This is a genomic window from Pigmentiphaga sp. H8 (genome assembly GCF_003854895.1).
Lineage (GTDB): Bacteria > Pseudomonadota > Gammaproteobacteria > Burkholderiales > Burkholderiaceae_B > Pigmentiphaga.
The window spans coordinates 1,894,616-1,916,521 of the sequence record NZ_CP033966.1; the positions used below are offsets into that span (position 1 = coordinate 1,894,616).

The 21,906-nt window shown below is 67.8% G+C and carries 26 protein-coding genes; 12 read left to right on the forward strand and 14 right to left on the reverse strand.

All coding sequences use genetic code 11. The annotated features are described in order from the left end of the window. Positions 1-39: 39 nt before the first annotated feature. From rpsP to EGT29_RS08995, 8 genes are all read left to right on the forward strand, one after another. On the forward strand, positions 40-300 hold the full coding sequence (gene rpsP, locus EGT29_RS08960) for a 30S ribosomal protein S16 (protein WP_087840999.1): 261 nt from the start codon (positions 40-42) through the stop codon (positions 298-300). 7 nt (positions 301-307) lie between these two features. Continuing rightward, a complete protein-coding gene (gene rimM / locus EGT29_RS08965) occupies positions 308-916 on the forward strand; it encodes a ribosome maturation factor RimM (protein ID WP_124688695.1) in 609 nt (202 codons plus the stop codon). Between the two features lie 48 nt (positions 917-964). Beyond that, complete coding sequence (gene trmD, locus EGT29_RS08970; RefSeq protein WP_124692276.1) at positions 965-1,738, forward strand: tRNA (guanosine(37)-N1)-methyltransferase TrmD; 774 nt, start codon at positions 965-967, stop codon at positions 1,736-1,738. Between the two features lie 122 nt (positions 1,739-1,860). Further along, positions 1,861-2,244, forward strand: coding sequence for a 50S ribosomal protein L19 (gene rplS / locus EGT29_RS08975; RefSeq protein ID WP_124688696.1), 384 nt, complete (start codon positions 1,861-1,863; stop codon positions 2,242-2,244). 147 nt (positions 2,245-2,391) lie between these two features. After that, on the forward strand, positions 2,392-3,174 hold the full coding sequence (locus EGT29_RS08980) for a CoA pyrophosphatase (protein WP_124688697.1): 783 nt from the start codon (positions 2,392-2,394) through the stop codon (positions 3,172-3,174). 68 nt (positions 3,175-3,242) lie between these two features. After that, positions 3,243-4,238, forward strand: coding sequence for a CobD/CbiB family protein (locus EGT29_RS08985; RefSeq protein WP_124688698.1), 996 nt, complete (start codon positions 3,243-3,245; stop codon positions 4,236-4,238). A gap of 107 nt (positions 4,239-4,345) precedes the next feature. Further along, complete coding sequence (locus EGT29_RS08990; protein ID WP_124688699.1) at positions 4,346-4,597, forward strand: hypothetical protein; 252 nt, start codon at positions 4,346-4,348, stop codon at positions 4,595-4,597. Positions 4,598-4,710: 113 nt separating this feature from the next. Further along, a complete protein-coding gene (locus EGT29_RS08995) occupies positions 4,711-5,085 on the forward strand; it encodes a DUF3597 domain-containing protein (protein ID WP_124688700.1) in 375 nt (124 codons plus the stop codon). A gap of 54 nt (positions 5,086-5,139) precedes the next feature. On the opposite strand, the gene EGT29_RS09000 is transcribed toward EGT29_RS08995, so the two are convergent. The 4 genes from EGT29_RS09000 to EGT29_RS09015 form a co-directional block, all read right to left on the reverse strand. Then, positions 5,140-6,123, reverse strand: coding sequence for a tripartite tricarboxylate transporter substrate binding protein (locus EGT29_RS09000; protein WP_124688701.1), 984 nt, complete (start codon positions 6,121-6,123; stop codon positions 5,140-5,142). 23 nt (positions 6,124-6,146) lie between these two features. After that, positions 6,147-7,691, reverse strand: a complete 1,545-nt coding sequence (locus EGT29_RS09005; protein WP_124688702.1) for a bifunctional 3-(3-hydroxy-phenyl)propionate/3-hydroxycinnamic acid hydroxylase — start codon at positions 7,689-7,691, stop codon at positions 6,147-6,149. 106 nt (positions 7,692-7,797) lie between these two features. Further along, positions 7,798-8,700, reverse strand: a complete 903-nt coding sequence (locus EGT29_RS09010) for a VOC family protein (protein WP_124688703.1) — start codon at positions 8,698-8,700, stop codon at positions 7,798-7,800. 28 nt (positions 8,701-8,728) lie between these two features. Further along, positions 8,729-9,154 (reverse strand): heme-binding protein, encoded by a 426-nt coding sequence (locus EGT29_RS09015; RefSeq protein ID WP_124688704.1) that lies wholly within the window; start codon positions 9,152-9,154, stop codon positions 8,729-8,731. Between the two features lie 92 nt (positions 9,155-9,246). Here EGT29_RS09015 and EGT29_RS09020 point away from each other — a divergent pair, with 92 nt between their 5' ends. Continuing rightward, positions 9,247-10,146: a LysR family transcriptional regulator gene (locus EGT29_RS09020; protein WP_124688705.1), complete on the forward strand. Its 900-nt coding sequence runs from the start codon at positions 9,247-9,249 to the stop codon at positions 10,144-10,146. Positions 10,147-10,402: 256 nt separating this feature from the next. Here EGT29_RS09020 and EGT29_RS09025 read toward each other — a convergent pair whose 3' ends face one another. From EGT29_RS09025 to EGT29_RS09070, 10 genes are all read right to left on the reverse strand, one after another. Then, positions 10,403-10,813, reverse strand: a complete 411-nt coding sequence (locus EGT29_RS09025; RefSeq protein WP_124688706.1) for a thioesterase family protein — start codon at positions 10,811-10,813, stop codon at positions 10,403-10,405. A 19-nt stretch (positions 10,814-10,832) separates the two neighbouring features. Further along, positions 10,833-11,327: a GNAT family N-acetyltransferase gene (locus tag EGT29_RS09030; RefSeq protein WP_124688707.1), complete on the reverse strand. Its 495-nt coding sequence runs from the start codon at positions 11,325-11,327 to the stop codon at positions 10,833-10,835. A 7-nt stretch (positions 11,328-11,334) separates the two neighbouring features. Continuing rightward, entirely contained in the window at positions 11,335-12,801 is a 1,467-nt protein-coding gene (gene rng / locus EGT29_RS09035) for a ribonuclease G (RefSeq protein ID WP_124688708.1), read from the reverse strand. Between the two features lie 67 nt (positions 12,802-12,868). After that, entirely contained in the window at positions 12,869-13,465 is a 597-nt protein-coding gene (locus EGT29_RS09040) for a nucleoside triphosphate pyrophosphatase (RefSeq protein WP_124688709.1), read from the reverse strand. A 146-nt stretch (positions 13,466-13,611) separates the two neighbouring features. Continuing rightward, positions 13,612-14,085 carry a 23S rRNA (pseudouridine(1915)-N(3))-methyltransferase RlmH gene (gene rlmH, locus EGT29_RS09045; protein ID WP_124688710.1) on the reverse strand — a complete coding sequence of 158 codons (474 nt, stop codon included), beginning with the start codon at positions 14,083-14,085 and terminating at the stop codon, positions 13,612-13,614. A 19-nt stretch (positions 14,086-14,104) separates the two neighbouring features. Then, on the reverse strand, positions 14,105-14,455 hold the full coding sequence (gene rsfS / locus EGT29_RS09050; protein WP_124688711.1) for a ribosome silencing factor: 351 nt from the start codon (positions 14,453-14,455) through the stop codon (positions 14,105-14,107). Between the two features lie 2 nt (positions 14,456-14,457). After that, a complete protein-coding gene (nadD, locus tag EGT29_RS09055) occupies positions 14,458-15,087 on the reverse strand; it encodes a nicotinate (nicotinamide) nucleotide adenylyltransferase (RefSeq protein WP_238160335.1) in 630 nt (209 codons plus the stop codon). Further along, positions 15,084-15,992, reverse strand: coding sequence for an oxygen-dependent coproporphyrinogen oxidase (gene hemF / locus EGT29_RS09060; RefSeq protein WP_124688713.1), 909 nt, complete (start codon positions 15,990-15,992; stop codon positions 15,084-15,086). Before hemF ends, nadD begins: the two co-directional genes overlap by 4 nt. Beyond that, positions 15,989-17,284 (reverse strand): phosphoribosylamine--glycine ligase, encoded by a 1,296-nt coding sequence (gene purD / locus EGT29_RS09065; protein WP_124688714.1) that lies wholly within the window; start codon positions 17,282-17,284, stop codon positions 15,989-15,991. The genes hemF and purD overlap by 4 nt, the downstream gene beginning before the upstream one ends. Before the next feature lie 5 nt (positions 17,285-17,289). After that, positions 17,290-18,015 carry a YebC/PmpR family DNA-binding transcriptional regulator gene (locus tag EGT29_RS09070; RefSeq protein ID WP_124688715.1) on the reverse strand — a complete coding sequence of 242 codons (726 nt, stop codon included), beginning with the start codon at positions 18,013-18,015 and terminating at the stop codon, positions 17,290-17,292. A 235-nt stretch (positions 18,016-18,250) separates the two neighbouring features. Here EGT29_RS09070 and EGT29_RS09075 point away from each other — a divergent pair, with 235 nt between their 5' ends. The 3 genes from EGT29_RS09075 to EGT29_RS09085 all read left to right on the forward strand — a co-directional run bounded on the left by EGT29_RS09075 (position 18,251) and on the right by EGT29_RS09085 (position 21,888). Continuing rightward, positions 18,251-19,771 (forward strand): helicase HerA-like C-terminal domain-containing protein, encoded by a 1,521-nt coding sequence (locus EGT29_RS09075; RefSeq protein ID WP_124688716.1) that lies wholly within the window; start codon positions 18,251-18,253, stop codon positions 19,769-19,771. Between the two features lie 106 nt (positions 19,772-19,877). Further along, positions 19,878-20,366 carry a MarR family winged helix-turn-helix transcriptional regulator gene (locus EGT29_RS09080; RefSeq protein ID WP_124688717.1) on the forward strand — a complete coding sequence of 163 codons (489 nt, stop codon included), beginning with the start codon at positions 19,878-19,880 and terminating at the stop codon, positions 20,364-20,366. A gap of 94 nt (positions 20,367-20,460) precedes the next feature. After that, positions 20,461-21,888 carry an efflux transporter outer membrane subunit gene (locus EGT29_RS09085; RefSeq protein WP_124688718.1) on the forward strand — a complete coding sequence of 476 codons (1,428 nt, stop codon included), beginning with the start codon at positions 20,461-20,463 and terminating at the stop codon, positions 21,886-21,888. The last annotated feature ends 18 nt before the right edge of the window (positions 21,889-21,906 follow it).

The following is a 21,906-nucleotide window of genomic DNA, read 5'->3' on the forward strand; positions in this document are numbered from 1 at the left end:
TTAGGGCTTTTCTCAGTCAACTTTTCCAAGGAATTACCTATGGTGGTGATTCGTATGTCCCGCGGCGGCTCGAAGAAGCGCCCCTTCTACAACCTCGTTGCTGCCGATTCGCGCAATCGCCGCGATGGCCGTTTCATCGAGCGCGTGGGTTTCTACAACCCCGTTGCTTCCGAGGGTGAAGAAGGCCTGCGCATCGCGCTCGACCGCGTCGAGCACTGGACCAAGAACGGCGCTCAGCTGTCGCCGGCCGTGGCCCGTCTCGTCAAGGAATACGGCGCCAAGGTCGCGCCGGCTGCCTGATTTCGTGGTGTCCGCCGCGCTCACGGGGTCCGGTAGCGATCCCGCCCTTCCCGCCGACCTCGTCGAGGTCGGGCATGTGGCGGAGGCCTTTGGCGTGCGCGGCGGTCTCAAGATCCAGCCGTACTCGGCCCAGTCCGAAGCCTTGTTGGGCAGCCGCGCGTGGTGGTTGCGCAAGGGCACGGAAGTGCGCCGTATCGAAGTGGCCGACGCCAAGCGCCATGGCGCGGTGGTGACGGTCGCTTTTCCCGGCGTGTCCGACCGGGACCAGGCCCTGGCCTGGAAGGGTTGGACGGTGCTGGTGCCGCGCAGCCAGTTCCCCCGGCTCGCCGAAGGCGAGTTCTATTGGGTGGACCTGATCGGCTGTACATTGACGGGCAAGAATGACTCGGACCAGGAAGTCGTCCTGGGCACGGTGTCGGAAGTCAGCGACAACGGGGTGCATGCGATTTTGCACGTGGCCTGTGTCGAACCCGTGGCTCCCGGCCAGCCGACGCAGCCGCTGCTCGATGCGCGCGGCAGGCAGCGCGAGACCCTGGTGCCTTTCGTCGACGCGTATATCCGTGGTGTCGATCTGGACGCCCGGCGCATAGACAGCGATTGGCCCGAGGGTTTCTGACCCGTCGGGCGTGAACAAAGGGCTTGGGCCCGGGCCATGGACGAGATGTTGCGGTTCGACGTGATCACGCTGTTCGGCCCGATGTTCGAGGCCATCAGCCAGCAGGGCGTGACCGGCCGGGCGCATGCGCAGGGCCGGTGGCGGTTACAGGCCTGGAATCCGCGCGACTTCACGGTGGACGTGCATCGGACGGTGGACGACAGGCCCTATGGCGGCGGACCCGGCATGGTGATGCGGGTCGAGCCTCTGGAGAAAGCCGTGTGCGCGGCGCGCGACCAGCGCGCGCAGGCCGGTTTGCCCGAGGCGCCGGTGGTGTTGCTGTCGCCGCAGGGGCGGCGTTTCGACCAGGCCCAGGCTCACGCGCTGGCCGGCGGAACGGGCGCCATCCTGGTGTGCGGCCGCTATGAAGGCATCGACCAGCGGTTCATCGACCGCTGGGTGACGCAGGAAGTGTCGCTGGGCGACTTCGTGCTGTCCGGCGGGGAAATCGCGGCGATGGCGATGATGGACGCCGCGGTCAGGCTGTTGCCCGGTGTCCTGAACGACGACGAATCCGCCGTGCAGGATTCGTTCAACGAGCGGTTGTCCGGCCTTTTGGACTGTCCGCACTATACTCGGCCGGAAGTCTATGACGGCCAGCCGGTGCCCGACGTGCTGTTGTCGGGGCATCATGCCAACATCGAGCGTTGGCGGCGCCGGCAGTCGCTGGAAGCGACGAGCGGCAAGCGCCCCGATCTGATCGAGGCGGCACGCGAGCGCGGCTGGTTGAGCCGCGACGACGAGAAGTTTCTGTCCGACCTGCAAAGGGAAGACAAGCGCTGACCGCCTCGGCGGCCGGCGTTGCAGCAAGCCTGCCGGGCATGAGTCCGGTGGGAGTTCCCATCCTCTGGTAGCGGTGCCATCAAAAGCAGAATCGCTACGTATGATGGTCATTGGAGATAGAAATGGACCTGATCCAAGTCCTCGAGCAAGAAGAGCTGGCCCGCTTGACGGCCAACAAGACCATTCCGGAATTCGCCCCCGGCGACACCGTGGTGGTCAACGTCAACGTGGTTGAAGGCACCCGCAAGCGCGTCCAGGCCTACGAAGGCGTGGTCATCGCCAAGCGCAATCGTGGCCTGAACTCGTCGTTCATCGTCCGCAAGATTTCGTCGGGTGAAGGCGTGGAGCGTACGTTCCAATTGTACGCGCCGACCATCGCGTCGATCGAAGTCAAGCGCCGCGGCGACGTGCGCCGTGCGAAGCTGTACTACCTGCGTTTCCGTTCGGGCAAGTCGGCCCGGATCAAGGAAAAGCTGGTTCGCAACACGCCGGCTGCCAAGGCTTGATCCTCGCGGTACTGCAAGACGAAGCGCCCCTCGTGGGGCGCTTTTTTTTGCCGACGCGTGGCGGCATTTTTCGCTGGAGCGGCCTGCGGGAGTATGCTCTAGCCATGCCGACAACGACGGCGTTTTTCGCCGGGATTTCCGTTTCACATGTCATCAGCCATTCCGACCGATCAACCTAGCGACGCTCCGGCAGACGAGATCGACGATACGCCGGAGGAAATTCAGCCCGACTCCCTCGCTCCGCCCGTCCCGCGGCCGTCGCAGCGCCCGGCCTTCGATCCCGTCGCCCAGCCCTGGGTCGCCAATCCGGGCGGATTGGTGGCGGTGCCCGACACACGCCTGACGCCGATGGCGCTGCGCGACCGTTTCGCCGCGCCGCCCGCCTGGACGCCGGATGCGCAGGACATCAATCCGGCGCGTGCGGCGGACCGTTCCCTGCGGCTGGCGTCGGTGCTGGTGCCGATGATGCTCCGGCCCGATGGCATCCAGATCATGCTGACGCAGCGCACCGCGCACCTGCACGACCACGCCGGTCAGGTCAGTTTTCCGGGCGGGCGGGTGGAGCCCAGCGATTCGTCGGTGACGGATGCCGCGCTGCGCGAGACCGAAGAAGAAACCGGCCTGCCGCGCGGGCTGGTGGAAGTCATCGGGCAGTTGCCGGACTATTTCACCGGCACGGGCTTTCGTGTCGTGCCGCTGGTGGGGCTGGTGCGCCCGGATTTCGCGCCGCGTCCGGATCCCTTCGAGGTGGCCGAGGTGTTCGAGGTGCCGCTACGCTTCCTGATGGATCCGTCCAACCATCGGCTGCACAGCGCCGCGTTGCCTGCCGGCGGCCTGCGTTCCTATTATTCGATGCCATGGAAGCAGTTCTTCATCTGGGGCGCGACGGCGGGCATGCTGCGCAATCTCTACCAGTTCCTGCGCGCGTGATCTCCGTGTCCTCCTCGCGCATGCGAGGGATGATGCAAAATCATGGCTATGCAATCTAGAATGCGCTCATGAGCTTCTTCGCACTCCTTCTTGCCTTTCTTGCCGAACAAGTCCGGCCCCTGCCGCGTTCCAACGCCGTCCATGAAGCCGCCCGCGCCGCGTGCCGGTGGGCCGGCCATGCGCTGGATGCGGGCAGCCGTGGCTATGCCCTGCTGGGCTGGCTGCTGGTGGTGGGGGTGCCCACGGTGGCGATATGGCTGATCGGATCGCTGGCGTGGTCGGTGCACCCTGTCTTCTCGCTGGTCTTCCACGTCGTCGTGCTGTGGTTCACGCTGGGGTTCCGGCAGTTCAGCCATCATTTCACCGAGATCCAGTTCGCGCTGGCCCGTGGCGACGTCACGCTGGCGCGCAGCCACCTGCAGGAGTGGCTGCGGGCATCCGGCGACACCGTGTCCGCCGAGACCATGACCGTGCCGGAGATCTGCCGGACCGCGATCGAGGAAGGCGTGGTCGCCTCGCATCGGAACGTCTACGGGGTGTTGTTCTGGTATGCGCTGCTGCCCGGTCCGTCCGGCGCCGTGCTGTACAAGCTGGCGGGCATCGCGCGGCAGGAGTGGAACGATCGCCCCGATGCCTTCGGCGACGTGGCGCGCCGGGCGTTCTACCTGCTGGACTGGATTCCTGCCCGGATGACGGCGGTCGGCTTCGCCATCGTCGGCAATTTCGAGGATGCCCTGTACGGGTGGCGCCAGCGGGCCTCCGGCTGGGACGATCCCCAGCGCGGCGTGGTGGTCGAAAGCGCGGCGGGCGCGCTGGGCGTGCGCCTGGCGCCGGTATCGGGCAAGTGGCAGCCGCCGGCCGAGGCCGTCGATCCCGACCTGGTGGGACCGGTCCAGCCGGCTTCCGCCGCCAGCGAATTCACCGCCGCCACCGAGGCGCCCGACGAGCCGGTCCGGCTGCCCGATCCGGCCACGCTGCATGCGGCGGTGGGGCTGCTGTGGCGGGCGGTGGTGCTCTGGATGGCGCTGCTGTTGCTGCTGTCGCTGGTGTCCTGGGCGTCCTGACGCCTGACTACGACGGCGGGCATGCCGCCATGCTGCACTGCATGAGGCCAGACGCGGTTTCCGGCGCTATAGTGGCCCGGTTCGAACTGACCGGAGCGGGGCCAGCCATGTTCTCTTTCCAATATTGCCCGAATCGCACTTCCCGTGTGCTGGAAGTGGAGATAGACCCGCTGCAGCGTGGCCCGGGCACGTGGGATGTCAACTGCAAGATCTACGAACAGAGCGAAGGCAGGCGGTTGCTGCTCGGACCGACCCTGGCGCTGCGCGACATTCCGGCCGAGTCCGAGCAGGAATGCCTGGACGAAGCCGAGATCCGCATCGCCGACGAAATCGAGAACGACCGCTGGTTCAAGCTGTAGCGACCGACGTTTCTCAGTTATTGCATCCCGTTACATCCCAGGGCTCGGCACCCTGCGACGGTCTATACAATCGTCCGCAGGCATGTGCCGTTCACGACGATTAGGGGGAAGATGTGAGCATTTTCAAAGCCATACTCGACAAGATTTTCCCGTCCAGCCATCCCGCGGTGGCCCAGGAAGCGCCTCCCGCCGCTCCGGCGCCTGGTGGCGCGGCTGCTCCGGCCATGCCGGCCGTGGATGTGGAAACCATCCTGAACGCCCTGGCGGCCAAGAGCCCCGAGAAGCTGAACTGGAAGACTTCCATCGTCGACCTGATGAAGTTGCTGGGACTGGACAGCAGCCTGGCGGCCCGCAAGCAGCTCGCGACCGAACTGCACTACAGCGGCGATACCAACGATTCGGCCTCGATGAACATCTGGCTGCACAAGCAGGTGATGCAGAAGCTGGCGGACAACGGCGGCAAGGTTCCCGACGACCTCAGGAAGTGATCGACGGCAGGGCGCTCCACCGAGCGCCCTTTTTGTTTCAGGTCCTGTTTTATCTCATTCTGGCAGGATGTCGATTTCCTTGGTGATCCGCGCCCATCGCGCATGTTCGCGCTTGAGGAAATCGCCGGTCTGGGCCGGGCTGTAGCCCGGCGCGGCGATGGGACCGATGGTGGCGATGCGCCCGGCCACTTCCTCGTCGGACAGCAGCGCATTGATGTCGCGGTTGACCCGCTCGACCGCCGCCGTGGGCGTGCCGGCGGGCGCGACGATGGCGAACCAGCCCACCATGTCGAAATCGGGCAGCAGCTCGGACACCGCCGGTACCTGCGGCCAGTCCGCCAGGCGCTTGTCCGAAGTCACGGCCAGCAGCCGCAGCCGTCCTTGCTTGGCGAGCTGCGCGGTCGAGGCCACGTCGGCCACGATGGCATCCACGTGGCCGCCCATCAGATTCTGCGCCGAAACACCTACCGACACGTAGGGCACCAGGTTGGCCTGGGCGCCGGAGCGGGCGTTGAACAGGCGGGCGATCATGCCGCCGAAGGTGCGCGGCCCCTCGTTGCCCAGCGTGAACGTGCCCGGCGTGGCCTTGGACTTGGCGACCAGCTCTTCGACGGTGCGGATGGGCGAGTCGGCCTTGACCAGGATGCCGAACGGGCTACGGGCGACGAAGGCCACGGGCACGAAGTCCTTGGCGGGGTCATAGGGCAGTTGCTTGAACAGGAAGGTGTTGGTGACCAGCGCCGCGGTCGTCGCGAAATAGAAGTTGTAGCCGTCGGCGGGTGACCGCGCGGCCGCCTGCGCGCCCACCGTGTTCTGGCCGCCCGGCTTGTTCTCGATCACGACCGCCTGGCCCCAGCGCGGATACAGCCGCTCGGACAGCAGCCGGGCGATGTTGTCCGGGCCGGATCCGGGAGGCTGCGACAGCAGCAGCCGCACCGGTTTATCCGGCCAGGCCTGGGCCAGCGCCGAGCGCAGGGGGGAAAGCGCCGGGACTGCGGCCAGGGCGGCCAGGGTCTGGATGGCGTGTCTTCTGTTCATCGTTGTCTCCTCGCTTGGTGGGGTCAATGCAGCGCGTTGCGTAGTTCGTCCAGCAAGGCGTCCAGTTCGCGCGCATCGGACGCGACGCCATAGACATAGCGGTCGGGGCGTACCACCGCCGCCATGCAGCGGTGGCGTTCGAACCACGCCGCGCACACGCCTTCGGTTTCGGCCAGTTCGCCCATATCCAGCGTGGCCATGCTCCATCCGGATGGAAGGGCGGGCACGGCTCCCGCGTGGCGGGCGTCCAGCACCAGCCACCAGCCGTCTCCCGCCGCCTGGTCCAGGCGGACCGCGGTGCCGGCCTGCATGATCCAGGGTTGGGGGAACAGCGTGCCGCGCGCGGGCGTGCCGGCGCGTGCCAGCAGGCCTTGCTCCAGCGGCGGAATGACCTCCTGGCGCGGCATGTCGCGCACCGTGCCGCCGCATTCGTCCAGCAGGTGGGCGTCGCGGGCGCGGGCCCGGGCCTCGTCGCGTTCGCAGATCACCGCGCCTATGGCCTTGATGCGGCCGGTCAGGCTGCGCACGTGCTGCTTGCGCTCGATGCCGTAGCTGTCCAGCAGCGCGTTGGCCTGGGCCTCCGTTACCGCCTGCCGCAGCACGGCGGCCAGCTTCCAGTTCAGATTGGCGACGTCGCGTATGCCCTGGCACATGCCCTGGCCCAGGAAGGGCGGCTGCTGGTGGGCGGCATCGCCGGCGACGAACACGCGGCCGCGGCGCCAGTCGCGCGCAACCAGTGCATGGAAGCGGTAGCTGGCCTGGCGCCAGAGTTCGCCGTCCTCCGGGGTCAGCCAGCGCGACAGCAGCTTCCAGGTTTCCTCGGGCTGGGTGATGGTACGGGGATCCTCGCCGGGTTTGAGGGAGATCTCCCAGCGGCGGTGATTGCCCGGGCCGATGACCAGCGTGCAGGGCCGGTCAGGTTCGCAGTACTGCACGCTGGTGCGCGGCAGCTTGGCCAGGCCGCGTTCGTTGGCCAGGACGTCCACCACCAGCCAGGGTTCGTCGAATTCCAGGTCTTCCAGTTCGATGCCCGCCAGTTCGCGCACCGTGCTGGAAGCGCCATCGCAGCCGATGACGTATTTCGCGCGCAGGCTGGCGCGGCGGCCGTCCGCATGGGCCAGGTCCAGCCGGGCGCCCGCGGCGTCCTGCTCCAGGCCGACCAGTGTCGTGTCCAGCTCGACGCGTACGTTCGGCAATTGCCGGACGTGGTCGCGCAGGATGCGTTCCACCGGCGGCTGGGTGAAGACGTTCGAGGGCGTATAGCCCAGGGGGTAGGGCGGCTCCACCATCGTGAGCCGCTTGATCAACTGGCCGTCCACGCCGAAGTATTCCGACGGCGTGAAGGGCTCCACGTACCGGGAAATGCGATCGACCAGCCCCAGTTGCTGGAAGACCCGCATGATCTCGTGATCGACCGCGATCGCGCGCGGCTTGTCGTAGACGTCGTGCTGCCGGTCGCAGACGTAGACCTTGAAGCCCTGGTTGCCCAGCAGCCCGGCGGCCACCGCCCCGGAAGGGCCGAAGCCGACGATGGCGACGTCGTAAAGAGGATGCGCGAAGGCGTTCATGCCCGGCCTCCGGGCGCGGGGTGTTTCTTCAGGGCGAGACGGGCCGTGCCCGCCAGCCGGACGTGGGGGTGTCGCATGATGGATCCGTGGTTCGGGAAAAGAGGCGTCAGGCGGACGAGGGCACGAAGAACACTTCGCTTTGCGCCGTCTTCAGGCGCGCCGACGGCGGCGGCGAGATGCCCCACTGGTCCACGCGTCCCGGCGGCCATTTCCAGTCGTCGGGGCTGCCGGCGACGTAGTCGTCGTCGATCTGTTCCACTTCCGCCGTGTATTCGATCACTTCGCCGAACGGGCCGATGAAATAGTTGAAGGCGTTGTCGCCGGGGCCGTGGCGGCCCGGGCCCCATTCGATCGCGTAGCCGGCGTCCTTCATCCGGCCGCCGCCGCGCATGACCGACTCCAGGTCCGGCATGACGAAGGCGATGTGATTCAGCGCGTTGTTGTCGGTGATCCCCACCGCGATCGTGTGGTGGTCGGCATTGCAGTTCATGAATGCCATGATGCGGGTGAGGTCGGCCAGCCGGAAGTCCAGCGCCTGCTCGAAGAAGCGCCGGGTGGCGGCGACGTCGGCGCTGTTGAGCACCGCGTGCGCGAGGCGCACGGGCCGGTCGGGCACGTCGTCCGCCTGGGCATGCCGGGCATCGCCGGTCACGACCTGGATCAGCCTGCCGTCGGGGTCGCGCAGCAGCAGTCCGCGGCCGCCGGCCGGGTCGGCCACGGGGCCGACAGGGGCCGCCAGCGTTCCGCCCGCTTCGATGCCGGCGCGGGCGATCGCGTGCAGGGCGTCCTCGCCATGCGCCCGCAGCGTGACGTGGCGGATGGCCGTGCGCGGGCCGCGGTGCAGCGCCAGCAGGTGGTGGTCCGGGCCGGTGCCGCGGAAATACAGGGCGTCGGGCTCGCGGACGACGACGTCCAGGTGCCAGATGCGGGTGTAGAAGTCTTCCGCCTTGTCGAGGTCGGGGACTTCCAGGGCCACGCTGCGCAGCCCTTGTATGGTGGAAGATGCCATGGGTGATTGCTCCGTGATGCGTGCCGCGTCAGCCCGCCTGCAGGCCGGCGGCGGTGATGCCGGCGATGCAGATTTCCTCGTCCTCGTCGCCCGTGCCCCCGCTGGCGCCGGCGGCGCCCAGGATGGCGCCGCCGGTATCGCGGATCAGGATGGCGCCGGTCTGCGGCAGGAAGCGTCCCTGCGCGGTGGCCGCCAGGGCGACGAAGAAGTTCGGGTTGTCCTTGGCGCGCTGCGCCAGCGCGCGGCTGGAGGCATCCATGCCCACCGCGGCCCAGGCCTTGCCGGTGGCGACGTCCACGCGGAACATGCTGGCGCCGTCCTGGCGCTGGGCCGACTTCAGATGGCCGGCGTCGTCCAGCACCACCACGGCCATGGGCTTGTAGCCCTTGCGGGCGGAATGGGCCAGCGCGCCGGCGATGATGGCATTCGCTTGTTCCAGGGTCAGGCCGGACATGGGGCGTCTCCGTTGGTATAAGTGATGCGGGCAGTCTACGGGCCGGGTGAGTATCTATCCAGACGATTGGGCGAATAGTTAAAATCCATGCCATGGATATTCGTCATGTAGACCTGAACCTGCTGCGCGTGTTCGACGCCATGCTGGAGCACCGCAGCGTGTCGCGCGCGGCCGAGGCCATCGGCCTGAGCCAGCCGGCCATGAGCGCGGCCGTGGCCCGCCTGCGCACGCTGTTCAACGACGCCCTGTTCGTGCGCACCGGGGCGCAGATGCAGCCCACGCCACGCGCGCTGGCGCTGGCCCCGGCGGTGCGCCGCGTCATGGAGACGGTCAAGAGCGAGATTCTGCAGGCCCATACCTTCGATCCGGCCACCAGCGAACGCACCTTCACGCTGATCACGCCCGACATTGGCGAGATCAACTTCGTTCCCAAACTGCTGGCGCGCTTCGTCCAGGCCGGCCCCGGGCTGAACCTGCGCACCCTGACCATGCCGCGCCACGCGGCGGCCGAGGCGCTGGAGTCGGGCGAGGCCGAGCTGGCCATCGGCTATTTTCCCGACCTGCACAAGGCGGGTATGTTCCAGCAACTGCTGTTCCGCAATCCCTACGTCTGCATCGTGCGCCGCGGCCATCCGGATGTGGGTGATGCGCTCACGCTCAAGCAATACCTGGCCTTGCCCCATGCGGCGGTCAGGCCGGGGCGGGAACACCTGTTCGAGGAATATCTTCAGCGCAAGGGGCTACGGCGCAGGATTCTGCTGGAGACCTCGCATTTCACCAGCCTGCTGCCCATCATCGAGAGTTCGGACCTGATCGCCACCGTGCCGCACGACATGGCCACCGTTTGCGTGCAGCACGCCGACATCCGCATGGTGGACGTGCCGCTGAAGGTGCCCACCATCGAAGTCCACCAGTTCTGGCCGCGCCGCTTCCACAAGGACGCCGGCAACATGTGGCTGCGGGCGCAAGTGCACGAGCTGTTCCGAGAGTAGAGGTCCCCCCCCTACGCCCTTCGGGCGCCCCCCAGGGGGCGAAACCGGCGGACTGGCAAAGCCAGATCCGCGGTTTCCTGGGTCTAGTTCCTTTATCTTGGGTTGGAGCACCTGTGCTTCGCTGGCTGCCAGCGGTAGCAACGGTGTGACATACCAAGATAAAGGAACTAGACCCAGGATGCGGTGGATCCGGCTCCGCCGGTCCACCCGCATCGCCCCCTGGGGGGCGCCCGAAGGGCGTAGGGGGGGACACCCTCTACCCTATTGCAGTTCGCAAGTCCTCGGGCAGGGCGATCGATTTGTGCGTGTCCAGCGAGGTGGTGACCAGGGTTTGGACAGCCGACATCCGTACGACGTCGTCCGTGCCCACGCAGCGCCAGGCCAGCGTGAGCGAGCGGTTGCCAACGCGCGTGACCTCCAGTTCCAGCCATACCTGTTCGCCGAAGCGGCTGATCGCCCGGAAGTCCGATTCGATGTGCACGGTGGGCATGCCTATCCGCCGCTCGCCCACCAGGCCGTGGTAGCCGCCGGGCAGGATAGCGTCTATCCAGCTCTCGACCAGGTCGTTGAACAGGATGAAGTACTGCGGATAGAAAATGATGCCGGCCGGGTCGCAGCGCGAGAAGTGGATCTTGTAGGGCAGCCGGAAGGTGTGCGCGGTTTGCATGGGAGGCGGGCAGGGCTCGTCAGGAAAGGGCGGGCGCGATCGGCTTGCGGAAGCACACGCGATGCTGGCCTGGGCCGGCATGGTCGAGATGGACGGGGACGCCGTCGACGACACCGGTTCCGGGCGCCAGCTCGAAGCCCATGCGCCGGTGGAAGGCGATCGAGCCCGTATTGGCGGGCGAGGTGATGCTGTGCACTTCGCGGCAGCCGCGGGCCCGCACGGTATCGAAGAATCGCTCGTACAGCACCCGCCCCAGGCCTGCGGCGCGCAGCGCCGGGTCGACGCCGACGAAATGGATGTAGGCCACGCCCGCTTCCGACTGCGAGACGAAGCCGATCAGGAAGGCGCGCACTTCCCCGGGCTGGCCAGCAACGAAGCTGGTGTCGCGGAAGTGCTCGAAGAACAGGCGCTGCAGCAGGCCGCGCATGGGCCGGCCGCCCCACCAGTCGTCCACCACGGAGGCGATGGGTTCGTAGTCGTCGATGGAGAGGGGGCGCAGGGATGGGAGCGTCATGGGGGGATCACATCAAAATTATGTCGTACTGCTCCTGGCTATAAATCCCCTCGACCTGCAGCGAGATCGGCTTGCCGATGAAGTCGCCCAGCGACGCCAGGTTCTGGCTTTCCTCTTCCAGGAACAGGTCCACCACCGCCTGCGCGGCCAGGATGCGGAATTCCTTGGGGTTGAACTGCCGCGCCTCGCGCAGGATCTCGCGCAGGATTTCGTAGCACAGCGTGCGTGCGGTCTTGACCTGGCCCCGGCCCTGGCAAGTGGGGCAGGATTCGCACAGCACGTGGCTGAGCGATTCGCGCGTGCGCTTGCGCGTCATCTCGACCAGCCCCAGCTGGGTGAAGCCGTTGAGCGTGATGCGCGTGCGGTCACGCGCCAGCGCCTTGCGCAGTTCGCCCAGCACCGATTCCCGGTGCTCCAGGTTCTCCATGTCGATGAAGTCCAGGATGACGATGCCGCCCAGGTTGCGCAGCCGCAACTGGCGTGCGATTGCCTGCGCCGCCTCGAGGTTGGTCTTGAAGATGGTGTCGTCGAAGTTGCGTCCGCCGACGAAGCCGCCGGTGTTGACGTCGATGGTGGTCAGCGCCTCGGTCTGGTCGATGATGAGGTAGCCGCCCGACTTCAGTTCCACCCGCCGCGACAGGCCCCGGTTGATTTCTTCGTCGACGTTGTAGAGGTCGAACAGCGGACGCTCGCCGGTATAGTGCATGACCTTGTCGATGACCGAGGGCGTGAACTCCCGGGCCCAGGCCAGCAGGCGGGTGAAGCTGCTGCGCGAATCGATCTGGATGGACGCGGTCTCGGTGCTGACCACGTCGCGCAGCACCCGCTGTGCGAGGTTGAGGTCTTCGTGCAGCAGCCACGGCGCGCCCTTGGTGCGGGCCTGCTGCTGCATGATGGTCCACAGCTTGCCCAGGTAGGCGATGTCGGCCGCGAGTTCTTCGTCGGAGGCGTCCTCGGCCTGGGTGCGCACGATGTAGCCGCCTTTTTCCTCGGCGGGCACCAGGCGCTGGACGCGGTCGCGCAACTGGTTGCGCTCGGCCTCGGACTCGATGCGCTGCGAGATGCCGATATGCGGATCGTAGGGCAGGTAGACCAGCATGCGGCCGGCCACGCTGATCTGCGTGGACAGGCGGGCGCCCTTGGTGCCGATCGGGTCCTTGATGACCTGCACCATCAGGGTCTGGCCCTCGAACAGCAGTTTCTCGATGGGGGTGGCGGGGTGGCCGCCGTGGGCGCGCTCCTGGCGGCTTTCGCGGATGTCGGCGATATGCAGGAAGGCGGCGCGGCCCAGGCCGATGTCGATGAAGGCGCTTTGCATGCCCGGCAGCACGCGCGCGACGCGGCCGAGGTAGATGTTGCCGACGTAGCCCTTCTGCGAGGTGCGCTCGATGTGGAGTTCCTGGACGGCTCCCTGCTGGATGACGGCGACCCGGGTTTCGTAGGGGGATACGTTGATGAGGATGTCTTCGGTCATGGAATGTGCCGGTGGCGTGCGCGACTATCCGCAGCTTACCGCGAGTCGGGTGCCGGCGGGGCGGGGATCAGAGCAGGACGATGCCGGCCAGCCCCAGCAGCCGTGCCGTTTCGTACAGCGGCAGGCCCATCACGCCGGTGAAGCTGCCGGCGATGTGCTGCACGAACACGCCGCCCAGGCCCTGTATGCCGTAGGCGCCGGCCTTGTCGTAGGGTTCGCCGGTGTCGCAGTAGCGCGCGATGTCGAGCGGCGTCAGTTCGCGAAAGCGTACGCGGGTGATCGAGACGTCTTCGTGCAGCGTGCCGCGATGGGCCAGCGCGAGGGCCGTGTGTACTTCGTGCTCGGATCCCGACAGCCGTCCCAGGATGCGCATCGCGTCGTTCCGGTCGACGGGCTTGCCCAGTACGTCGCCGTCCAGGATGACGGTGGTGTCGGCGGCCAGGACGGGGCGCTCGGCCAGCTTGCGCTGCTTCAGCAGTTCGGCGCCGGTCAGCGCCTTTTCGCGGGCCGTGCGGCGCACGTAGTCGGCGGCGGGTTCACCGGGCAGCTGCGGTTCGTCGGGGCCGTTCACGGGCGGCGGCAGCAGCAGTTCGTGCTCGACGCCCAGTTGCGCCAGGAGTTCCCGGCGGCGCGGGCTGCGCGAGGCGAGGTAGATGGGGGGCATGTCAGCGCCCCATGGCGCGATGCGCCTTTCGTGACGGATGAAGCGGGTGCTGGTTGATCCAGGACGCCGCGGATCCGGCTTTGCCGGTCCGCCAGCGTCGCCCCCTTGAGGGGGCCCGCGTAAGCGGGTAGAGGGTGGGTTTCATCCTAGCCGCCTCGATGATAAGGGTGGTTGGCCAGGATGGACCAGGCCCGGTACAGTTGCTCGGCCAGCAGCACGCGCACCATGCCGTGCGGCAGCGTCAGGCTGGACAGCCGCAGCATGCCGTGGCAGCGGCGCTTCAGGTCGGGGTCGAGCCCGTCGGGCCCGCCTATCAGCAGGGCGACGTCCTGGCCGTCGTCGCGCCATTGCTGCATCTGCCTGGACAGGTCCATCGTGGTCAGGTCGCGGCCCCGTTCGTCCAGGGCCAGCCAGCGTCCGCCGGCGGGCAGGGCGGCTTCGATGCGCCGGGCTTCCAGCGCCTGCATCTGCGCGGCGGTCTTGCCCGTGGTACGCGGTTCCGGCCGCACCTCGCGCAGCTCGATGGGCAGGTCGGGCGGCATGCGCTTGGCATAGTCCGCGTAGGCCTCGTCCACCCAGCCCGGCATGCGATGCCCCACGGCGATGATGATGAGCTTCATGCGGGGCCGCCCGGAATGCCTATTGGTCCAGCAGCTTCACACGGACCGGTTTGCCGCCCCACACTTCTTCCAGGTTGTAGTACTGGCGGATGGCCGGCTGCATGATGTGGACGACGATGTCGCCCAGGTCCACCAGCACCCACTCGCCGGTTTCCTCGCCTTCGGTGGCGATGACTTCGCCGCCCAGGGCCTTGATCTTCTCGCTCACGCTGGAAGCCAGGGCGCGGGTCTGCCGGTTCGAGGTGCCGCTTGCGATGACGACGCGGTCGAACAGGCTGGTGAGGTGGGTGGTGTTCAGCACCGTGATGTTCTGCGCCTTGACGTCCTCGAGGGCATCGACGACGGCGCGTTGTAGTTTGCGTATGTCCATATTCAGGCCTGATACAGGCGATGCTGTGTGATGTACCGAAGTACGGCGGGGGGAACGAGGCCGTTGACCGATTCGCCGCGGGCCAGCCGCTGCCGGATGCCGGAGCTGGACACCGCCATCTCGGGCATGGGCAGCCGGTGCAGGGTGCGCCCGTGCCGTGCCAGCTCCGTATGGAGCGCGGCGGGCGGCTCGGGTTCGTTGCCAGGGCGGCCGGCCACCGCGAGATCGGCCAGCGCGACGATGCCCTGCCATTCATTCCAGGTGCAGAAATTCGCCAATTGGTCCGCCCCCAGGATCCAGACGTAGCGGGCGTCTCCAGCAACCGGCGTACCCGTGCCGCCCGCCAGGGCGCGCAGGGTGTCGATGGTGTAGCTGGGGCCGCCACGGTCGATCTCGATCCGGTTCAGGGCCAGGCCGGGCTGGCCGGCGATGGCCAGCGCGACCATGTCGGCGCGCTGCTCCGCCGTGGCGGCCAGCGGCTGGCGCTGCCAGGGCGCGGCGGCGGGTATGAGCTGGACCGAAGCCGCGCCCAGATGGGCGAGCGCGGTGCGGGCCAGGGTCAGGTGCGCTTCGTGGATGGGGTCGAAGCTGCCTCCCAGCAAACCGATGCGCGGTGCCGTGGACGCGCTCAAACCCAGTCCCGGGGGGGCAGCAGTTCGTAGAGGCGAGCCTCGGGCGAACCGGGTTCGGGGTGCCAGTCGTAGCGCCATTGCGCCAGCGGCGGCATGGACATCAGGATGGACTCCGTGCGCCCGCCCGATTGCAGGCCGAACAGTGTGCCGCGGTCGAACACCAGGTTGAACTCGACGTAGCGTCCGCGGCGGTAGGCCTGGAAGTCGCGTTCGCGTTCGCCGTAGGGCAGCGCCAGGCGCTGGCGCACGATGGGCAGGTAGGCTTCCAGGAAGGCATCGCCCACCGAGCGGGTGGCGGCGAAGGCATGGTCGAAGCCGCCTTCGTTGAAGTCGTCGAAGAAGATGCCGCCCAGGCCCCGCGCTTCCTTGCGGTGCTTGAGGTAGAAGTACTCGTCGCACCACTTCTTGAAGCGCGGATGGAGATCGCCGCCGCTGGGGTCGAGCGCGGCCTTGCAGGTGCGGTGGAAATGGACCGCGTCTTCCTCGAAGGGATAATACGGAGTGAGGTCCATGCCGCCGCCGAACCAGAACACGTCATCGTCGTCCGAGGCGTGCACGGACTTGGCGATGAAGACGCGCACGTTCATGTGCACGGTGGGCACGTAAGGATTGCGCGGGTGGATCACCAGCGAGACACCCATGGCTTCCCAGGGGCGTCCGGCCAGTTCGGGGCGATGGGCGCTGGCCGAGGGCGGCAGCGTGGCGCCGGTTACGTGGCTGAACAGCACGCCGCCGCGTTCGAACACCCGCCCGCCTTCGATCAGCCGGGAGACGCCGCCCCCGCCTTCGGCCCGTTCCCAGGCGTCCGAGCGAAAGGGGCCGCCTTCGATTTCCTCCAGCCCCTGGACGATGCGGGACTGCAGGCCGGTGAAATAGGCGCGGGTCAGCGCGGTGTCTATCTTCATGCCGTGCCGGGCTCCGCCGGGGCGTTGCGGCGGGTGATGGCCCGCCAGCCGATGTCGCGGCGGTACTGCGCGCCGTCGAAATGGATGGATTGCAGCACGTCGTAGGCGCGCTGCTGCGCCAGCCGGGCGGAGTCGCCCAGCGCCGTGACGCACAGCACCCGGCCGCCGCTGGTCCGGACCTCGCCGCCGCTTTCGGTGGTGCCGGCATGGAATACCATGCTGTCGGGCGTTTCGGCGGGCAGGCCGCGGATGACGTCGCCGGCGCGCGGGGTGCCGGGATAGTTGTGGGCGGCCATGACCACGCCCAGCGCGGTGCGGCGGTCCCAGTCGATGTTGGCCTGGTCCAGCGTGCCGGCCACCGCGTGCTCGAAGACCTCCAGCAGGTCGCTCTTGACGCGCATCATGATGGGCTGCGTTTCCGGATCGCCCATGCGGCAGTTGAATTCCAGCACCTTGATGCCGTTCTGGCCGATCATGAGGCCGGCGTACAGGAAGCCGGTGAACGGAATGCCGTCCTTGGCCATGCCCTGGATGGTGGGCCAGATGACCTCGCGCATGATGCGGCCATGCAGCTCGGGCGTGACCACCGGGGCGGGCGAGTAGGCGCCCATGCCGCCGGTGTTGGGGCCTTCGTCGTTGTCCTTGAGGCGTTTGTGGTCCTGGCTGGTGGCCAGCGGCAGCACGTGCTTGCCGTCGCACAGCACGATGAAACTGGCTTCCTCGCCCTCGAGGCATTCCTCGATCACCACGCGGGCGCCCGCCTGGCCCAGCGTGCCGTCGCCCAGCATGGCGTCGATCGCGGCGTGGGCTTCCTGGGCCGAGGTGGCAACCACCACGCCCTTGCCGGCGGCCAGGCCGTCGGCCTTGACGACGATGGGCGCGCCTTCCTGGTCGATGTAGGCGTGCGCCTGCGCCGGGTCGGTGAAGGTCTGGTACTTGGCGGTGGGGATGCCGTGCCGGACCATGAAGGCCTTGGCGAAGTCCTTGGAGCTTTCCAACTGCGCGGCGGCCTTGGTCGGGCCGAAGATCTTCAGTCCGCGCGCGCGGAAGATGTCCACCACGCCGGCCGCGAGCGGGGCCTCGGGACCGACCACCGTCAGGCCTATGCCTTCCTTCTCGACGAAGTCGGCCAGTTGCGTCGGGTCGGTGATGGGGACGTTCTGCAGGTGCGAGGTCAGGGCCGTGCCGCCGTTGCCGGGGGCGACGAACACCTTCTGGGTCTTCGCGGCTTTGGCCAGTTGCCAGGCCAGGGCGTGTTCGCGGCCGCCGGAGCCGATGACGAGAAGCTTCATGTGGGTTACTCGTCCATGACCGCGGTGGTGTAGACCTCCTGGACGTCGTCCAGGGATTCCAGCACGTCCAGCAACTTCTGCATTTTCTCGGCATCCTCGCCGGACAAGGGTGTTTCGTTCAGCGCCTTCATCACGACGCCGTCCATCTCGGCCTTCAGGCCGGCGCCGTCGAAGGCCTGCTTGACGGCGACGTAGTCGGTGGGGGCACAGATGACCTCGATCACGCCTTCGTCGTCGGTGATGACGTCCTCGGCGCCGGCATCGAGCGCGAGTTCCATGACCTTGTCCTCGGGCGTGCCGGGGGCGAACAGGAACTGGCCGCAGTGCTTGAACATGAAGGCGACCGAGCCTTCCTGGCCCAGGTTGCCGCCGTGCTTGGCGAAGGCGTGGCGGACCTCGGCCACGGTGCGCGTGCGGTTGTCGGTCATGCAGTCGACGATGACGGCCGCTCCGCCGATGCCATAGCCTTCGTAGCGGACTTCCTCGTAGTTGTCGCCGTCGGCTCCGCCGGCGCCCCGCGCGATGGCCCGCTGGATGGTGTCCTTGGGCATGTTGGCGTCGGTCGCCTTGTCCCACGCCAGGCGCAGGCGGGGGTTGGTGTCGGGGTCGGCGCCGCCCGCGCGGGCGGCCACGGTGACTTCACGTATCAGTTTGGTCCACAGCTTGCCGCGCTTGGCGTCTTGGCGCCCTTTGCGGTGCTGGATATTGGCCCATTTGCTATGTCCGGCCATGGAAATCGCTTGTGTCGTAACGATGAAAGGGGCATTTTAGCTTGACCGGCAGTCGGCGGCGCCCGGAGGGATGTCCACTTGCTGCCAATACCACAGACTGCGCACTGTCCCAACCCTGCGAACGGTGCCGAATCGGGGCGCGGAGCCAGGCCTGGCGCGGTTTTTGACAAGAGCGGGGCCTTGCGCACAGAATCCCCGCAAACCTCCGCCGCCCAGTTTGCCCAACGGAACCATCATGGCCGCTCCCATCCTCCTTGCCAAGAACGCCAAAACCGAGCTTTTCCTGCTGCCGGGCATGGCCAACCGCCACGGTTGCATCACCGGTGCGACCGGCACCGGCAAGACGGTCTCCCTGCAGGTCATGGCCGAAGCCTTTTCGCGCCAGGGCGTGCCGGTGTTCATGGCCGACGTCAAGGGCGACCTGACCGGGATTTCCCAGGCCGGCGTGCCCACGCCGAAGCTGCAGGAGCGGCTCAAGTCGCTGGGGCTGGACGAACCGGACTGGGGCGCGAGCCCGGCCACGCTGTGGGACGTCTTCGGCGAACAGGGGCACCCGGTGCGGGCCACGGTCTCCGACATGGGGCCGCTGCTCCTGGGCCGCATGCTGAACCTGAACGACACCCAGGCCGGCGTGCTGACCATGGTATTTCGCATCGCCGACGACAACGGCATGCTGCTGCTGGACCTGAAGGACCTGCGGGCCATGCTGCAGTACGTGGGCGACAACGCCGCCCAGTTCAAGACGCGCTACGGCAACGTCTCGGCCGCCTCGGTGGGCGCGATCCAGCGCGGCCTCCTGGCGCTCGAGGCGCAGGGCGGCGACCGCTTCTTCGGCGAACCCATGCTGAACATCGACGATCTGATGCAGACGGATGCCCAGGGGCGCGGCATGGTCAACATCCTGGCCGCCGACAAGCTGATGCAGTCCCCCACGCTGTATGCGACCTTCCTTTTATGGATGCTGTCGACGCTGTTCGAGCACCTGCCCGAGGCCGGCGACACCGACAAGCCGAAGTTCGTGTTCTTCTTCGACGAGGCGCACCTGCTGTTCAACGATGCGCCCAAGGCCCTGCTGGACAAGATCGAGCAGGTGGTCCGGCTGATCCGCTCCAAGGCGGTGGGCGTCTATTTCTGCACCCAGAATCCGCTGGACATTCCCGAGACGGTGCTGGGCCAGCTCGGCAACCGCGTGCAGCATGCGCTGCGGGCCTTCACGCCGCGCGACCAGAAGGCCGTGAAATCGGCGGCCGATACGATGCGGCCCAATCCGGGCCTGGACATCGCCGCCGCGATCACAGAACTGGGCGTGGGCGAGGCGCTGGTCTCGCTGCTGGACGAAAAGGGCCGGCCGGGGCCGACCGAGCGCGCCTACATCGTGGCGCCGGGCAGCCGGATCGGCCCGGCCACCGAGGCCGAGCGGCAGGCGCTGCGCCAGTCGTCGCTGGTGGCGGGGATCTATGAAAAGGCCGTCGACCGGGAGTCGGCCTACGAACTCCTGGCCGCCCGCGCCGGCGGGGCGGACGGGGCCGCCGCGGGCGCCTCGGCGCCGGCCCAGCCCGGGCAGCCACCCGCGTCCGGGGGTGGACTGGCCGATGGCCTGCGCGACATCCTGTTCGGGTCCACCGGCCCCCGGGGCGGCCGCCGCGAAGGCGTGCTGGAGTCGGCCGCCCGCAGCGCCGTGCGTTCGATGGGCACCCAACTCGCGCGCGACCTGACTCGCGGGCTGCTCGGTTCGCTCTTGGGCAAGCGGCGCTGATACCATCCGCGCGTGACGCGGTCATGAAGTCCCTGTCGCGAGCAGGGACTATAAGTGGGTCTATTACTGCATTGACAACCATTGCCTATGCAGCAATAATGCCGGCATGGCAGATTCCACCTCGTCTCCCCGCATTTCGCCGGAGCTGGCCGAACTGATTCGGCGCTACGATCCGGAGGAAAGCGTGGGCTATCTGATCAAGCAGGCCCATTTGTCGCTGCAGCGCGCCGTCGATGCCGAGATGACCGCGCTCGACCTGACCGCCATGCAATGGGGGCCGCTGATGCTGCTCGCCATGGGGCGGGGGGAAACGGCCGCCGAACTGGCTCGCAGCGCCTGTTCGGACACCGGCGCCATGACGCGCATGCTCGACCGCCTTGAATCCAAGGGGTTGATACGGCGGGTGCGCAGCGCGCAAGACCGCCGGGTCATCAAGCTGGAGCTGACGGAAGAGGGCGTGCGCGCCACCGAGCAGGTTCCGCAGCGCCTGCACGACGCGGTCAACCTGCACACCCGCGATTTTTCCGAACAGGAAGTCCAGCAGTTGAAGTCCTTGCTGCGCCGCATGGCGGCCAACGGCGCCCAGCGCGGCTGAGGCCGGGCCGTCAGGGCGCGGCCCTTGTTTCGTTTTTATGACTGCCTAAGCAGTAATAGGCAAGGCAATTAAATTCAGCGGATCGTAAGCTTCCATGAAAAAACTCTTGCTAGTGCCCCTGGTCGCCGCCCTGGCCGCGTGCGCGGGCATGGACCGGGACGGCGCCTCGCCCGCCCGCCTGGTCGATGCGCCCACGCTGGGGATGGCGCAGGCCGACGTGCAGTGGCCGGTGCAGCAGTGGTGGCATCGCTACGGCGATGCGCAACTGGATCGCCTGGTCGACGAGGCCATCGCGGGCAACCCGTCCATCGTCATCGCCCAGGCCCGCCTGGCGCGCGCCGAGGCCGCCGTGGGCACCGCCCGCGCCAATGGCCTGCCCCGGGTCGACGGCACCTTCACCGCCACCCGCCAGCGCTATACCGAACACGGAGCCATCCCGGCTCCGCTGGCCGGCGGCGTGCGCACCGACTCGCGGCTGGCGTTGAACGTGAGCTATGAGCTGGATTTCTGGAACAAGAACGGGTCGCTGCTGAAGGCGGCGCTGTCCGAAAGCCGGGCGGCGCAGGCGGAGAACCAGGCGGCGGTGGGCATCCTGGCCAGCGCGGTGGGGTCGGCCTATTTCAACCTGCAGCGGCTGTTCGCGCAGCGCGACGTGCTCCAGGCCGCCATCGGGCAGCGCGAGGGCGTGGCCGACCTGACCCGCCAGCGCTACGCCTCGGGCCTGGATACGCAGGTGGAAGTCAAGCAGGCCGATTCGGCGCTGGCCGAGGCCCGCACGCAACTGGCGCAGGTCGATGAAAGCATCGCCCTGCAACGCAACGAACTGGCCGCGCTGGCGGGAACCGGACCCGAGCGCGGCGCGGCCATCCGGCCCGTGCCCCTGGTGTCGCCGGGCACCGAGGTGCCGGCCAGCATACCGCTGTCGCTGCTGGGCCGGCGCGCCGACATCGTCGCCGCCCGGTGGCGGGTCGAGTCGGCCCAGCGCAACGTCGACGCGGCCAAGGCCATGTTCTATCCCGACATCAACCTGGCGGGCTTCGTCGGTACCTCGGCGCTGGGGCTGTCCAATCTGTTCAAGTCCGGCAGCCAGATCATCGGCATCGGCCCCGCCGTCACCCTGCCGATCTTCGAGGGCGAGCGGCTCAACGCCAACCTGAAGGGCAGGGCGGCGGACACCGACCTGGCCATCGCGTCCTACAACCAGGCGGTGCTGCACGCCGTCAACGAAGTGGCCGACACGCTGGCGTCGATCCGCGCGCTGGACCGCGAGAGCGGCGAGCAGCGCAAGGCCCGAGAGGCCATCGAGCAGGCTTACGAGCTGGCGGTCAAGCGCTATCGGGCGGGCCTGGGCAATTACCTGAGCGTGCTGACCGCGCAGAGCGCGGTGCTGACGCAGACCCGGCTGGATACCGACCTGAAGGCCCGCGCGCTGACGCTGGACGTCGCGCTGGCCAAGGCGCTGGGCGGAGGCGCGGAACTGCCCGCCGGCCCGGCCGAGCCGGTCGCCGCGGCCGCGCGCTAGCCGAACGAGTCGAATACC

Bases quoted from the DNA above. Each gene is read 5' to 3' on its own strand.
- rpsP (WP_087840999.1), top strand. From the start codon at position 40: ATGGTGGTGATTCGTATGTCCCGCGGCGGCTCGAAGAAGCGCCCCTTC.
- rplS (WP_124688696.1), top strand. From the start codon at position 1,861: ATGGACCTGATCCAAGTCCTCGAGCAAGAAGAGCTGGCCCGCTTGACG.
- EGT29_RS08980 (WP_124688697.1), top strand. From the start codon at position 2,392: ATGTCATCAGCCATTCCGACCGATCAACCTAGCGACGCTCCGGCAGAC.
- EGT29_RS08985 (WP_124688698.1), top strand. From the start codon at position 3,243: ATGAGCTTCTTCGCACTCCTTCTTGCCTTTCTTGCCGAACAAGTCCGG.
- EGT29_RS08990 (WP_124688699.1), top strand. From the start codon at position 4,346: ATGTTCTCTTTCCAATATTGCCCGAATCGCACTTCCCGTGTGCTGGAA.
- EGT29_RS09000 (WP_124688701.1), bottom strand. From the start codon at position 6,123: ATGAACAGAAGACACGCCATCCAGACCCTGGCCGCCCTGGCCGCAGTC.
- EGT29_RS09005 (WP_124688702.1), bottom strand. From the start codon at position 7,691: ATGAACGCCTTCGCGCATCCTCTTTACGACGTCGCCATCGTCGGCTTC.
- EGT29_RS09010 (WP_124688703.1), bottom strand. From the start codon at position 8,700: ATGGCATCTTCCACCATACAAGGGCTGCGCAGCGTGGCCCTGGAAGTC.
- EGT29_RS09015 (WP_124688704.1), bottom strand. From the start codon at position 9,154: ATGTCCGGCCTGACCCTGGAACAAGCGAATGCCATCATCGCCGGCGCG.
- EGT29_RS09020 (WP_124688705.1), top strand. From the start codon at position 9,247: ATGGATATTCGTCATGTAGACCTGAACCTGCTGCGCGTGTTCGACGCC.
- EGT29_RS09025 (WP_124688706.1), bottom strand. From the start codon at position 10,813: ATGCAAACCGCGCACACCTTCCGGCTGCCCTACAAGATCCACTTCTCG.
- EGT29_RS09030 (WP_124688707.1), bottom strand. From the start codon at position 11,327: ATGACGCTCCCATCCCTGCGCCCCCTCTCCATCGACGACTACGAACCC.
- rng (WP_124688708.1), bottom strand. From the start codon at position 12,801: ATGACCGAAGACATCCTCATCAACGTATCCCCCTACGAAACCCGGGTC.
- EGT29_RS09040 (WP_124688709.1), bottom strand. From the start codon at position 13,465: ATGCCCCCCATCTACCTCGCCTCGCGCAGCCCGCGCCGCCGGGAACTC.
- rlmH (WP_124688710.1), bottom strand. From the start codon at position 14,085: ATGAAGCTCATCATCATCGCCGTGGGGCATCGCATGCCGGGCTGGGTG.
- rsfS (WP_124688711.1), bottom strand. From the start codon at position 14,455: ATGGACATACGCAAACTACAACGCGCCGTCGTCGATGCCCTCGAGGAC.
- hemF (WP_124688713.1), bottom strand. From the start codon at position 15,992: ATGAAGATAGACACCGCGCTGACCCGCGCCTATTTCACCGGCCTGCAG.
- purD (WP_124688714.1), bottom strand. From the start codon at position 17,284: ATGAAGCTTCTCGTCATCGGCTCCGGCGGCCGCGAACACGCCCTGGCC.
- EGT29_RS09070 (WP_124688715.1), bottom strand. From the start codon at position 18,015: ATGGCCGGACATAGCAAATGGGCCAATATCCAGCACCGCAAAGGGCGC.
- EGT29_RS09075 (WP_124688716.1), top strand. From the start codon at position 18,251: ATGGCCGCTCCCATCCTCCTTGCCAAGAACGCCAAAACCGAGCTTTTC.
- EGT29_RS09080 (WP_124688717.1), top strand. From the start codon at position 19,878: ATGGCAGATTCCACCTCGTCTCCCCGCATTTCGCCGGAGCTGGCCGAA.
- EGT29_RS09085 (WP_124688718.1), top strand. From the start codon at position 20,461: ATGAAAAAACTCTTGCTAGTGCCCCTGGTCGCCGCCCTGGCCGCGTGC.